Here is a 12,515-nt window from a genome sequence, read left to right as displayed (position 1 = left end):
GCACGCAATCCCTAGTACAGCAAATCCTTGCCGTACTGCTCTCCCTCCAGCATATCATAAACCACAAGCTTGTAATCGTTCAGAAGCTTCTGCTGCTCCGGCGTCAAGGCAGAGATCACGGCGTTATCCTTGCCGATTAACACGCTTTTGTTCAAGCCGGGAATTTCGGACTTCACTTTCTCCAGCAGCTTGTAATACGCCGGCATGCTCTGGCCGGACAGCTCGAACACGGTCGGCCCGATAAAAGCGGGACTCATCGTGCCCGGAGATTTGCTGCCGATATCAAAGTTAGCCAAGTAGATCAGCTTCGTCTCATGCTTCAGGCGCGGGTTGTCGTTAAATCCGGCCTGCGCATACACCCCGGAGGACAATGCCGGCAGGTGATCGCCCCAGAACGCGACGATCGTCGGCCGCTGAATCGTCTTCAGCTGTTGGCTCAAGTAAGCTACCGCCTCATCCGTCAGCTTAGTATCATGTGTGTACGTTTCCAGCTCGTCTTTGTATTCCGGTTTGACGCCGGAAACCGTAATCGTGTTCGAACCGTTCAGCCCTTTGGTAAACGGAAAATGGTTCTGCATCGTCACCAGGTGCAGGAACGTCGGCTTGCTCGCCGACTTCAGCTCACGGACGGCTTCCTGCACGGCGGCCATGTCGGAAATGTAGCCATTCGGCGTATACCGCTTGGCGTTCGGCAGGTCCTTCTCGCTCGTGAATTGGTCGAAGCCGAGAATCGGATACACCCGATTGCGGTTGTAGAACGTGTCATCGAACGGATGCAGCGCCAGCGCCTCGTATCCCCGGTCCTTCAAAATGCTGACGATGGAAGGCAGTGAGGACATTTTGACAATTCGCTGCTGGTACGGAATCGACCCGTCCTTCAAAAAATACATCGACAGGCCGGTCAACGCCTCGAATTCCACGTTGGCCGTGTTGCCACCGAACTCAGGGGACAGCAGAAAACCATCCGGCGTCGATTGGGCGTTCTGGTGAATGAACTTCAGCGGATCCTCGCTGAACGTATAGGACGGCATCCGGGTCGGATCAAAAAAAGCCTCGTCCATCATATACATAATATTCGGCTGCTCTACCGCTTTGGTTGGCGGCGTACCGGTAGATGTTCCGTATTTTTGCGCGATGGCTTCGATCGCTTCTTTGCTGTAACCCTCCGGTTTTTCGATCAGGTTCTGCATCAGGTTGCCGGCGAAGGCGTACACGAACCCGTTCTGGGCGTAGTTGACCTTCTGGTTCCACGGAATGTTCTGATACTTCAGCGATGTGGCCAGCGCATGCTGGCCTCCGACCATTTGTATAAATCCGCCGACTGCCACCAACGAGATAATGCCAAGCGTAATCCGCAGCGGAAGACGGACCTTAACCTTTGGCAGCTTCAGCATCAGATAGATCAACGCCGCAACGAGCAGCACCGATACGATGACTGCTGTCGGCGAAATCATGCCCTTCGTAATTTTCGTCATTTCCTGGGCATTCTTGATCTGCATCAAATCCCATGGGAATAGAGGCTCGCCCGTTGTGGACAGCTTCTCATAATTGGCGATCCCGAGGACCACGCATACGAGAAAAGCGATCAACGCCCCCGTATAGACATTCGGAATGATCATGGCACAGACCAGCAGTACGAAAAAGAAAAACAAACTGCCGGACAAATACAGCCAGTAATATTGGGAAATCCAGTTCAGCACGCTTCCGATATTCATTCCGAGCGAAGCCGCCTGCATGAAGAAGTTCAAAATAAAACCGCCGAGCAGCAAGGAGAAAAGGGTTATCCCCACCCGCCTGGACGGCACAAATAATTGGCGCACGGTATCACTCCCATCTGTTCTCAAGCGAACAGTATACGCCAATTATCTTAAAAAAACATTAAAATCATACGAAAATTTAACATTCTCTTTATACTGACATTACAATTTTGTGAATTGACAAACCCCCACGGAAATACCGTGAGGGTCGGATCATACCTATATCGACTTGCGAACTTTGCTAGAAGCTGTTCACAATCGCATCGATTTCTTGCATTTGTTTAGCCGATAATGGGCCAAGGGATACAGCTCCTGCCAGTTCCTCCACCTGCCGTCTCGTTTTAAAGCCCGGAATCGGGATCGCGGCATCGCTTCTCGCCCACAACCAGGCAAGAGCTCCCTGCACCAGCGTCCGCTCGCCGCTCGTCAAAATTTCTTTGATGGCGTCAAGCTTCTCAATGAACTCGGGAAGGGGGCTGCCGTCTTTAAAGTATCTCACCCAGTCATGCCCGCTGCCTCTGACATCCGTATTCGGCAGGCTTGTCTCCGGCCGGAATTTGCCGCTCAAAAGCCCCATCGCCAGCGGCGTGTTGTTAATACTCGCAAGACCCAACCGCTCGCAAACGGCCACGACGTCACGGTTGTCATGGAGAACATTTTGCTCATGCTGAATGGCAGCTGCATGCGACCGGCTGGCGAAAAATTCGGCGTTCTCCGCATCCCCCGTGCTCCACCCGTATGCCCGGATAAGCCCCTCCCCGCGCAGACGTTCCAGCGGATCGATCACGGACTCCATCTCTTCGCGGGTCAATGAACCCGGATGAATTTGCAGCAAATCGATGTAATCGGTCCCCAGCCGCCGGAGCGAACGCTCGCAGGCAAAGCGGACATAGGAGGGCGAGACGTCGTAACGCAAATGTACTTCCCTGTTCGCGGCGTCCTGCAAAAATCCGAATTTGGTGGCGATCACCACTTGATGGCGGCGCCCCTTGACCGCGCGCCCCAGCACTTCTTCACTATGTCCGGTTCCATAAGCGTCGGCCGTATCAAAGAAGGTTACTCCCATATCCAGCGCCGTATGAATGGCCGCCTCCGATTCCGTATCGTCCACTTCGCCCCATCCGTCAGGCAGGCCGCCGAGCGTAAAGTTTCCGCCAATCGCCCAGCACCCGAGCCCAAGCGGACTTACAGGAATACCGGATGATCCCAAGGTTCTGTTCATCAACATTTCCTCCCTTTCGCTTGTGTATGGCTTCATTATAATAAGGGAAATGGCTTATGATCAGAGCCAATACATGCGATTTTGGAAGAACCAATTTAGATGAATTACCGACAAGGGTTTGTCGACCGCCTGGGCCGGTAGGTCCGAATTATTATGAGTTTGTAAAGTAGTTCTGATCGATGTCAGCAATCAACCCGGGCTGCACGGGAGACCAGCCCAACTGCTCTTGGGTCCAGGTGCTTGAGGCCGGGTTGTCCATCTTTACCATGGCCGCAAGAAAACCGAAATGTTCATCAGCCTTCTCGGGGGAAATGGCTGACACCGTCACTTCAAGGTGTTGGCCAATAACATTAGCGATATCTTTAAACGGGATCGCTTCTTCGCCGACACCGTGCAGCCGTGCGCCGGCAGGAGCCTTTTCCAAGGCCAACCGGAACAGGTGCGCGAGATCGAGAAGGTGCACAGCGGACCAGCGATTAGAACCATTGCCTAAGTATGCCGAGACGCCTTTGGTCTTGGCTAGGTGTATGAGTGCCGGGATGAAGCCATGATCCCCTTTGCCGTGTACGGACAACGGGGGCCGCACCACCGATACACGCACACCTCGTTGGGCGAATGACAATGCCGTCTCTTCGGATGGGATCCGAAGCGCTGCGAACGACTGTGAATCCATTAGGTCCTCTTCCATTGCGAGATGGCCCGGTCTAAGAAGGGCGGTACCGGATGTGACAACGAGGGGCCGATTCGTTCCCGCGAGCGCTTCGCCCAACGTCTCGATCGCTCGCCGGTCCGCTTCGGCGGTGTCTATAAAGTTCGTGGTTTCGTCAAAGTTGTTAAAATCCGTGTTAAAAGCGGTGTGAATGACACCTTCCGATGCCTCCGCGCCAGCTTTAAGGCTGTCGAGATCATGGAGGTTGCCCCGATGCACCTCAACCCCGGCGGCGGCCAATGCTTCAGCCGATTTGTCTGAGCGGGCAAGCCCCACCACATGATGTCCGGCACCCACGAGTTCGCGGACGACAGCGGCACCGATAAAGCCTGTTGCTCCTGTAACAAAAACACGCATAGTAAAGTCCTCCTAAAGCTGTAGAGTAGTTTAGCTGCTGCATCTCTTGCGGCGGTAATCTCTTATCCCCTTGCCGCCGATTCAACGCTAAACTTAGCATACTCCACAGCTCACCCCGATCTTTGCCTGATCCTCGCCACTCTTTGCCTGATATTCTGATATGCTTCCCTAATCTGATCGAACCCCTGCCTCACCCACACAACACCATTCGATCAGTCCATGATTAGTTCTCTTTGAAGCAATCTGGAAACGTCCCTTCTTGGCGGGCGTCCAAAATAAGCGCTGTAATCCCGGCTGAACTGGGAGTCGCTTACATACCCTACAAGCCGGCATGCTGTGGTTGCGTCCATTTGGCGAGATAACATCAGATGCCGGGCTTCTTGAAGGCGCAGCGCTTTTTGGTATTGCAGCGGGCTCATCGACGTGACTGACTTAAAATGCTTATAAAAAGTAGACACACTCATATGCTCCAATTCCGCTAAGTTTTCAACCTTTATTTGCTGAGAAAAGTTGTCACGGAGCCAAGCAATGGCCTTCACCACAGGCTGCATTTCCGAGTCAGCAAAACCCATTTCGGCAACATGAACGCCGACGGGGCTGCGCAGAAGCCGTATTAAAATCTCATCCACTGCGAGTGGAGCCAACAATTCGGCATCACCGGGGTGAAATAGATACTCTATCAGTCTCGACATCGTCCTTACAATGCCTAAGTCGGCGTGAGTGACGTAGCATGCACTCCGTTCATGAATTGGAGGCAGTCCCTTGGGATACACTTTCAGGACCAACTCGGCGATTCTTTGCGGATCCAGATCCAGTCTGACACCGAGCAGCGGTTCGGAATGACTGGCTTGTGTGGTCTGAACAGCAACCGGCAGGGCCGCGGGAGTCACAAACATATCCGATTGGCCGATCCGATGAACCTCCTTCCCGACCGTGATGTCCTTGGCTCCTTGCACAACGATTCCCAAAGAAGGCGAGTAAAAGGTTTTAACGTTGTCCATATCTACTCGTGAATAGCGGCCGATGAACAAACCAGGGATGCGCTGATCAAAGGCACCGTCATGCGGAGCATACAGGTAGATCAGCTGTATCAGCCGGGCTGTTTCGGCTTCAAGCGTCCCCCTAGCGTCAGGATACGCCGATGGAACCGCATGTTCATTCGTTAGCTGCACCGTTTTTAACAACTCCTCGTATCATATACTTCCTCCCTTAACGATAGCTTCGATACTCTCTCATCTCAAGGCTCAATTAGAATGAACACCGACAGCTTCCACCTCAGAAGCAAAAAAAGTGCTGCGGATATACTCCGGATCTCCCAGCAGCGGCCGACCAATGGCGATAAAGTCCGCCAGTCGATCCGTTAGGATAAACTCGGCAAGTTCTTTGGTGTAAATTTTACCTACGGCAATGATGGGAATACTCACGTATTGCTTTATAATGGAGGCATAGGGTACCTGATACCCGTCGGGCGTCGCGGCGGGATTGACCGGGAGCAGGCCGCCGGAAGACACGTCAACAGCATCGATCAGCGGCTCCAGGGAAGCGGAAATTTTCGCCACATCTACGGGCGTAAGGCCCCCTTCGGTAAAATCGGACGCGGATACGCGGATCAGTACCGGATAGTCGCGTCCCACCTCCGAGCGGACGGCTTCCAAAATGTCACGCAGGAACCGGATTCGTTTTTCCGGCGAGCCGCCATATTCATCTGTCCGGTGGTTGGACAGCGAGGAGAGGAACTGATGCACCAAATGGCCGTGTGCCGCGTGCACTTCGATGCCGTCAAAGCCGGCTTCCAGGCTTCTTCTGGCAGCTTGCCGGAAATTGTCGATCTCGCTCTGGATATCCGACAAGCTCATTTCTTCCGGAATCCCGTATTCGTCGTCGTAGGCAATCGGACTCGGTGCTAGCAGACGAGATCCCCCGTTTCTCCACGACTTTCTGCCGCCGTGCGTAAGTTGAATGAAAACCGGCGTGTTTTTGGCGTGAACGGCTTCGACCACTTTTTTCAAAGGGGCGACATGCTCATCCGTAAATATGCCGATGTCGTTGCTGAACAGCCTTCCGTTCGGCGATACCCCGGTCGATTCCAGCATCACTATCGCGGCTCCGCCGGCAAGCCGGCCGTAGTGGTTCACGTGATAATCAGTGGCGAACGCTTCGGGCGTCCCCTGGTTCTGCTGCATGGGGGAAACGATCAATCGGTTGCTCAGCTTTAGCTCTCCGATATGTTTTTCGCTATATATGATGGTTTTCATGGTTATCTCCTCCTAAGACTCTTGTGTTTGGATTTCTTAAGCTCCATTGTAAGAGTCACAGGGGCATCGTTACATACAAAAACCAAGTTATTCCTACCCTTATACTTTGAATTTGAAGTTATCCGCCGTTCCGGAATTTATAATTTGAAGGTTCTGTCCGGATCTGAATCATGAGGCTTGCTCTGCCTGGTTTTTTTCAAATGACGAAAGGAGTTCACTTTATGGACCAAATTGACCTGCGTATTTTAGATATTCTGCAAAAGGATGCCCGGATTTCCATTTCCGAGCTGGGCCGCATGATCAACATGTCCGGTCCGGCCGTGACCGAGCGGATCCGCAAGCTGGAGGATAAAGGCGTCATAGCATCCTACCGTGCGGTGCTGTCTCCTGATAAAATAGGCAAACCGATCACGGCGTTTATTCTCGTGCAGGCCGATCATTGCAACGCATTGACCGAATTCTGCTCCCAGTCTCCCGACGTGCTTGAGCTGCATCAAATCAGCGGTCAATATAATTTTATCCTGAAGGTGGTTGCGGCTTCGATGCAATCGCTGGAGGAGTTCCGGATGGCCTGCAGCAAGTATGGCTTCACGCAGACGATCACCGTGCTGTCAACGACGTTTGATTCCAAAGCTTTTGCGCTGGACGAACCATAAGCATCCGCATGAAACTTATGCACCGCTAGTACGGCGTTTCGTTGAATGGATAATTGGGGGGGATGACAGAACATGAAGGATGATGGAAACAAGCCTGTGCCATTTTTCGAGCTTGTAGCCCAAGGTACGGGCAATGGATTGAAGCAGCACGATTTGTCCGGTTTGATCTGGCACGATGAAGAAATGACGTTTGATTCGATGTATGAAGCCCAAGTATGGGCATTGGACGAACCCTATAACAAACTCGGCTGGGTGTATGACGGGTACACGACGGCCGATCCGAAGATCGCCGGCGCCCTGGTATGGGAGCTGATGAAAGCGAAGACCGCGGGTGACGGGAGGCGTGAGGTGTTTGCCGACGAGCAGCACGTCGATAAAACAACGATCTATCGGGTATGGGTCAAATGGCCCCGCCCCGAGCCCGGGGCGTTACATTCGGATTAAAGCGTTCTTTGCAGCTTAACCTCAAATTCCGGTCTCGTGATGTACTCCATATAATGGATTTTACCGGTAAAGTCCAGGTAAGCCTGATAGCGGAGCCGGATCGCCGGCGCGGTTACGAGGTCGAGCACCTGACTTTTCGGCACCCAGCGGCTGTCTGAAGTCTCTTCGGATGTGCACAGCTCCCCTCCCGTCGGTGTACATACAAAGTCCAGCATCAGCTTGGTCGGAACCGGGGTTTGTCCGTCATGCCACAGATAGCTGCCCGTATTGGAATAAATCCCGATCAGATGCGACACTTCGGTGTCGATGCCGCTCTCTTCCTTGATTTCTCTGGTCAGGGCATCGATCAGGTTCTCACCATTCTCCACCTGGCCGCCGGGAAAAACCCATCCGCCGTGCCGTGTCTTGACCAGGAGGATATCCCCGCGGCCGTTCTCAACAAAGCCTCCGACGGCTCCGATATGCGTAGGCATCATCATGCAATCAACCTCCAAGTAAATGATTATGTTTCAGCAAAAAACAAGGCTGCCGGGCAGGCCCGACAGCCGCTTCCCTATCGAAGTGCTTTAGACTTCGTCCCAGATCCGCTTCAGGTTTTCAAGGCCAAGCTTCGTGCCTTCCCGGCACTCCTCCATGCCCTCGAACTCTAGCGTAATGTAACCGTCGTAGCCGGATTCCTTGATCAAACGGAGCACCCGCCGTACGTCGATATCGCCCTGCCCGAAGATAGCTCCCCGCAAATAATTGCCGTGCGAGGTGAGGAACCAGGCGCCGCCTCCCGGATTTTGGTCCGCCGGGCGGATATAGAAATCCTTCACATGCACAAGCGATGCATAGGGGAGATTCCGCTTAACGCCGACAAGCGGCTGCTCATCGACGCAGAGGAAGTTGCCGATATCGAGCGTCGTTTTGAAATTGGGACGGTCAACAGCTTGAAGCACACGCTGAACGCGGTCACTGGCCTGAACGCTCATGCCATGATTCTCGACAGTGGTCGTGATGCCGAACCCTGCTGCATAATCGGCGATCCGCCGGCAGCCTTCGACGATCTGGTCCAGGTTGGCTTCGAGATAATCGATGCCCCGCTTCTCCGGCGGCAGCGTAAATGCTGTCACGTCATGACGCATATGCTTCATGCCCAATCGGTGAACGGTGTCCACATGCCGCTTGATGCGTTCAATTTCCTCTTCAAAGGCTTCCGGCGTATCCTGCACGAAGTTGGCCGGCATCGAATAATTGGACAGCTCGATTCCTTTGGCAGCGGCCCGCTCACGAACCGCATCGGCCAGCTCAGGCTGATCCTCCAGCGTAAAACCGTACGGCACGATCTCCATATGTTCCCCGCCCTGCTCCGCAATCCAGTCGATGACGTCCAGTACGGTCATTTCTCCCGCCTTAATCGCTTGCAAAAGGCTGTATGTACTTACTCCAGGCTTCATTCGCGTAATCCCTCCGGTCTGATGTTAAATTTCTTCTGTCAGTTCCAGTTCGATGACCGTATCCAGTTCATCCGGCAGATCGCCGCCGGCCAGGTGAATAAACGCGCCGCTGTCCGTATCCGAATATTGATCGGCCATCCAAGGCGTTTCCACGTGCAGCTCGCTGCCGTCCGACAGCAGGCGGGCCTTCTTGATCTTCCCCTTCAGACCCTGGAAGTAGATCGGGCCGATGCCTCGGTCAAAAATATGGGCGTACAGCTTATTGCCTTTTTGCGTATACCGCCCCCACTCCGGCTTGGGAAGTGCCGCAATCCCGCAGCCGTAAATACTGTCCCCGTTCCGGCGCAGCCATTCACCGACAACGGACAAAATGGCCAGGGACTCCTTCGGAATTTCCCCTTTGGCGTCCGGTCCGACGTTCAAGAGCAAATTGCCGTTTTTGCTGACGCATTCCACCAGCGCACGGATGACCTGTCTCGGAGACTTATAGTTTTTGTCCGTCGCATGGTAGCCCCAATGGTCGTTTAGGGTGATACATGCCTCCCACGGAATCGGCTCGCCCAGGTCATTCACGATGCCGCGCGGCGGAATAATCTGCTCAGGCGAGAAGAAGTCGCCCGCGTATTCCTCCGGCTCCGCCGCCATAATATTGCCGCCCAAGCGGTTGTCGATGACGATGTCCGGCTGCAGGGAGCGGATCATCCGGATCAACTCGGTGGCGCGCCACTTTTCGCCGATCATATCATCATATGAGAAATCGAACCACATAATATCGATTTTTCCGTAGTTGGTTAGCAGTTCCCGGACCTGTCCGTGCATATACTCCAAATACCGGTCGAATTGCTCCTCCCGGTTCTTGTACGATTCTTCCGCACGCATCGGGTGCTGGCGGTCGCCGAAGGCAGGATAATCCGAATGGTACCAATCGATCAACGAATAATAGAAACCGACCTGCAGCCCCTCTTCGCGAAACGCATCGACATACTCGCGGATCAGATCTCTTCCAGCCGGCGTATTCGTTGCTTTGTAATCCGTCAGCTCGCTGTCAAACAAGCAGAAGCCGTCGTGATGCTTGGTCGTCAGCACGGCGTAGCGCTGTCCGGCCGCTTTGGCCGCCTTGGCCCATGCACGCGGATCATACAGAGTCGGATTAAACTCCTCAAAATAGGCTTGGTACTGTTCATTCGTGATGCGCTCCTGGCTCCGTACCCACTCGCCTCTGGCCGGAATCGCATACAATCCCCAATGAATAAACAGGCCAAAGCGGTCGTTCATTAATGTTGCCGTTCTTTCAAAACGCGGATTCATGCCCTATTCGCCCTCCAATAGCTGTTTTCTTGACTTGTGCCGCAGCAAAATTCGACAGCGTTGCTTACTGCCGGACGGCACTCCCTTATTCTTCGTTCCGGCATCCGGGATACCCTTTTATTCAAATTCGCTTTTTTCGCACGATCTCAAGTCATCCGGAATGGTTAAAATTTGAAAAATACAAACAAACGTTCTATAATGGATGAAACAAGATGCCTTGAATGAAACCGAATCGATACGGAAAGCGGAGGGAATTCCATGAAACTGCACCTGATCAACAGCACGCGGACGAATAATTTTAATGACCCCGGCATGATGGGAAAAATCCAGGCCATTTGGAACGAAGCCTCGGACAAGGTTGAGCGGCATCACGACATGATATACGGTATTTATTATGATTATGAAAGTAATTACAAGGGAGACTATTCGTTAAGCGTCGCAACCGAGAATGACCCAGGCGATACTTGGATAGAAATCCCGGATGACGCGACGTACGAGGTTTTTACGGTAGACACCGCTGATGAAATGGGAATCGTGAAAACGTGGAGAAGCATCTGGGAGAAAGAAGAAGCAGGGGCGTTACGTCGGGCTTATACCTATGATTATGAGAAATACCACCCCGGCGGAGAAATAGAAATTTACATAGCCGTAAAGTAACCAAACCGCTAAGTAACGAAGAATAATGAATACCGTCATGGTTTATGAAAAATAGGTCACACCTGGATTCCCAGGCGTGACCTATTGGCATAGGAAGATTAAGTTGTTCTCCTATCAGACCCGCCGGTCAGCATACGCCGTTTGTCCGCGTCCGGATCACGGGTAACCGCGCTGTCTGCACCGAACACCATCGTCCAGCGTTCCTCAGCATCGTACGCAGGCCACGGCAGAGAAGGCGTTGAGGGCTGTCCGCGCTTGGCAAAAGACGTCCAGGCCTCCTGCATGCGTTCCGCCACGCTCCTCATCTCTTCGTTCACCGGCATACCTGCGCCTGCAAGCAAGTCGAGATTGTTAAACACAAACGGAATTTCGGCGGAATGAAAGGCCGTTCCCAGCAGCGGATCGCCCGGCACCATCGCATAATCGTAACGGTACATCCATACCGCCGCATGCGGCAGCTGGGCTTCTGCGAACTGAAGGGCCGACCTCCAGAAGAACAGTTCGGTCATCGCCTGACGCTGTCCCTCCACGGTGGCCGGATATGCTTCGATCCAGCTCGCCGCTTCCTTTGATCCGGTCACCGCTGTATACGCCCTGGCGTTTTGTTCCTTAGTCAGCATCGGCATGTCTTCCGGTATAAAAAGCGCCCCCTCATCCCGGTTCGTACCAATGATGATCTCGATGCCGGCTGCGGAACCGGCAGCCACCGCTTCCAAAGGCGTGACGGGCAGCAGCTTCCCGTCGACGACCGGCTGGAACAGCATGACAGCACTTGCTCCAGCCGCCTGTTTTAACTCGTCTGCCGCTCTTAAGATCTCCTCGGCAGGCACTTCTTGCAGCCGCTCCAGCTGATTCTCCTGAATGCCAAGGATACCCAGCAGTCCCTTCGTAAGCAGTTTGCCATGGGAGTCCGAAATCGCCTGGGAAGCCCCGCTCTGCATAATCGCCCGGGTGAACAAGCCTCGGGCTGCAGGCATTGCGAGCAGCGCTGCGATGCTCATACTTCCCGCCGACTCACCAAATACGGTCACCTGCTGAGGATCTCCGCCGAAAGCGGCGATGTTGTGCTTCACCCAGCGCAGCGCTTCGATTTGGTCCAGCAGACCGGCGTTGCTAACATAACCGTCTTCGGACTGTCCGGAAAATGGGGAAAAATGCGTAAAACCGAGAGGACCCAGCCGGTAGCTGAGGCTGACGACAATTAAGCCTCCCCGGCGCGCCAGCTCGGAGCCGTCATAAATGGGCAGTCCGCCGCCGCCCGTCACGAAGGCGCCGCCATGGATCCACACCATGACCGGAAGCGGCTGTGGGGCCGGCTCGTCAGGGGCCCACACATTGACGTACAGGCAGTCCTCGGACTGCGGGATCTGATCCCGCTTCAGTCTAAAAGCGCCACCCGTAGGGTTGACGCGCTGCGGGGCGAGCGGTACCGTCATGTCCCCGGATCTGACGCCTGCCCACGGCCGTGCAGGAAGCGGTTTCCGGAAACGCCGCTCTTCAACGGGGGGCTCGGCGTAAGGAATCGCCTTCCAGGTCCGGACGCCGTTCTGAACATATCCTTGAATCAGGCCATTATGAGTACGGATGAGGAGTTGGTCCAATGTCGTTAACATCCTTTCTAGCGTTGGAATCGTTCTACCATTGTAACACTAAAAATTGGACAAAGCCTAACCGAAGCTCGGTGCAATAAACCATCTATCGACGACCACTT

At 53.8% G+C, this 12,515-nt stretch carries 12 protein-coding genes; 3 read left to right on the top strand and 9 right to left on the bottom strand.

The genetic code is table 11. From position 1 onward, the window contains the following. Window positions 1-11: 11 nt before the first annotated feature. From ABID47_RS16190 to ABID47_RS16170, 5 genes are all read right to left on the bottom strand, one after another. Window positions 12-1,820, bottom strand: a complete 1,809-nt coding sequence (locus tag ABID47_RS16190; RefSeq protein WP_354498154.1) for an LTA synthase family protein — start codon at window positions 1,818-1,820, stop codon at window positions 12-14. Between the two features lie 178 nt (window positions 1,821-1,998). Next, the gene (locus ABID47_RS16185; RefSeq protein WP_354498152.1) at window positions 1,999-2,979 is read right to left on the bottom strand and encodes an aldo/keto reductase; all 981 of its coding nucleotides are present in this window, start codon (window positions 2,977-2,979) and stop codon (window positions 1,999-2,001) included. Between the two features lie 151 nt (window positions 2,980-3,130). Next, window positions 3,131-4,045, bottom strand: coding sequence for an SDR family oxidoreductase (locus ABID47_RS16180; RefSeq protein WP_354498150.1), 915 nt, complete (start codon window positions 4,043-4,045; stop codon window positions 3,131-3,133). Between the two features lie 212 nt (window positions 4,046-4,257). Further along, the gene (locus ABID47_RS16175; RefSeq protein WP_354498148.1) at window positions 4,258-5,217 is read right to left on the bottom strand and encodes an AraC family transcriptional regulator; all 960 of its coding nucleotides are present in this window, start codon (window positions 5,215-5,217) and stop codon (window positions 4,258-4,260) included. A gap of 72 nt (window positions 5,218-5,289) precedes the next feature. Then, a complete protein-coding gene (locus ABID47_RS16170; RefSeq protein ID WP_354498146.1) occupies window positions 5,290-6,300 on the bottom strand; it encodes an oxidoreductase in 1,011 nt (336 codons plus the stop codon). Between the two features lie 221 nt (window positions 6,301-6,521). Here ABID47_RS16170 and ABID47_RS16165 point away from each other — a divergent pair, with 221 nt between their 5' ends. Together ABID47_RS16165 and ABID47_RS16160 are read left to right on the top strand one after the other, a co-directional pair. After that, window positions 6,522-6,956 (top strand): Lrp/AsnC family transcriptional regulator, encoded by a 435-nt coding sequence (locus ABID47_RS16165; RefSeq protein WP_076166974.1) that lies wholly within the window; start codon window positions 6,522-6,524, stop codon window positions 6,954-6,956. Window positions 6,957-7,028: 72 nt separating this feature from the next. Beyond that, a complete protein-coding gene (locus tag ABID47_RS16160) occupies window positions 7,029-7,400 on the top strand; it encodes a hypothetical protein (protein WP_354498144.1) in 372 nt (123 codons plus the stop codon). Here ABID47_RS16160 and ABID47_RS16155 read toward each other — a convergent pair. The 3 genes from ABID47_RS16155 to ABID47_RS16145 all read right to left on the bottom strand — a co-directional run bounded on the left by ABID47_RS16155 (window position 7,397) and on the right by ABID47_RS16145 (window position 10,147). Next, window positions 7,397-7,879: an NUDIX hydrolase gene (locus tag ABID47_RS16155; protein WP_354498142.1), complete on the bottom strand. Its 483-nt coding sequence runs from the start codon at window positions 7,877-7,879 to the stop codon at window positions 7,397-7,399. The two genes, ABID47_RS16160 and ABID47_RS16155, sit on opposite strands and share 4 nt — an antisense overlap. An 87-nt stretch (window positions 7,880-7,966) precedes the next feature. Further along, window positions 7,967-8,839 carry a sugar phosphate isomerase/epimerase family protein gene (locus ABID47_RS16150; RefSeq protein WP_089546936.1) on the bottom strand — a complete coding sequence of 291 codons (873 nt, stop codon included), beginning with the start codon at window positions 8,837-8,839 and terminating at the stop codon, window positions 7,967-7,969. A gap of 24 nt (window positions 8,840-8,863) precedes the next feature. After that, window positions 8,864-10,147: an alpha-L-fucosidase gene (locus ABID47_RS16145; protein ID WP_354498140.1), complete on the bottom strand. Its 1,284-nt coding sequence runs from the start codon at window positions 10,145-10,147 to the stop codon at window positions 8,864-8,866. A gap of 258 nt (window positions 10,148-10,405) precedes the next feature. Between ABID47_RS16145 and ABID47_RS16140 the strand changes: the two genes are divergently transcribed. Then, entirely contained in the window at window positions 10,406-10,804 is a 399-nt protein-coding gene (locus tag ABID47_RS16140; RefSeq protein WP_354498138.1) for a GyrI-like domain-containing protein, read from the top strand. A 98-nt stretch (window positions 10,805-10,902) separates the two neighbouring features. On the opposite strand, the gene ABID47_RS16135 is transcribed toward ABID47_RS16140, so the two are convergent. Then, window positions 10,903-12,405 (bottom strand): carboxylesterase/lipase family protein, encoded by a 1,503-nt coding sequence (locus ABID47_RS16135; protein ID WP_354498136.1) that lies wholly within the window; start codon window positions 12,403-12,405, stop codon window positions 10,903-10,905. Between the last annotated feature and the right edge of the window lie 110 nt (window positions 12,406-12,515).

Origin of the sequence: Paenibacillus favisporus (assembly GCF_040545415.1) — a bacterium.
Lineage (GTDB): Bacteria > Bacillota > Bacilli > Paenibacillales > Paenibacillaceae > Paenibacillus_AQ > Paenibacillus_AQ favisporus.
The sequence above is the reverse complement of the archived record's forward strand: the minus strand, read 5'-3'. Positions and strand labels throughout refer to the sequence as shown.

Coding starts and splice junctions, on each gene's coding strand:
- ABID47_RS16155 (WP_354498142.1), bottom strand. CDS start 7,879: ATGATGATGCCTACGCATATCGGAGCCGTCGGAGGCTTTGTTGAGAAC.
- ABID47_RS16140 (WP_354498138.1), top strand. CDS start 10,406: ATGAAACTGCACCTGATCAACAGCACGCGGACGAATAATTTTAATGAC.
- ABID47_RS16145 (WP_354498140.1), bottom strand. CDS start 10,147: ATGAATCCGCGTTTTGAAAGAACGGCAACATTAATGAACGACCGCTTT.
- ABID47_RS16185 (WP_354498152.1), bottom strand. CDS start 2,979: ATGAACAGAACCTTGGGATCATCCGGTATTCCTGTAAGTCCGCTTGGG.
- ABID47_RS16180 (WP_354498150.1), bottom strand. CDS start 4,045: ATGCGTGTTTTTGTTACAGGAGCAACAGGCTTTATCGGTGCCGCTGTC.
- ABID47_RS16170 (WP_354498146.1), bottom strand. CDS start 6,300: ATGAAAACCATCATATATAGCGAAAAACATATCGGAGAGCTAAAGCTG.
- ABID47_RS16150 (WP_089546936.1), bottom strand. CDS start 8,839: ATGAAGCCTGGAGTAAGTACATACAGCCTTTTGCAAGCGATTAAGGCG.
- ABID47_RS16165 (WP_076166974.1), top strand. CDS start 6,522: ATGGACCAAATTGACCTGCGTATTTTAGATATTCTGCAAAAGGATGCC.
- ABID47_RS16160 (WP_354498144.1), top strand. CDS start 7,029: ATGAAGGATGATGGAAACAAGCCTGTGCCATTTTTCGAGCTTGTAGCC.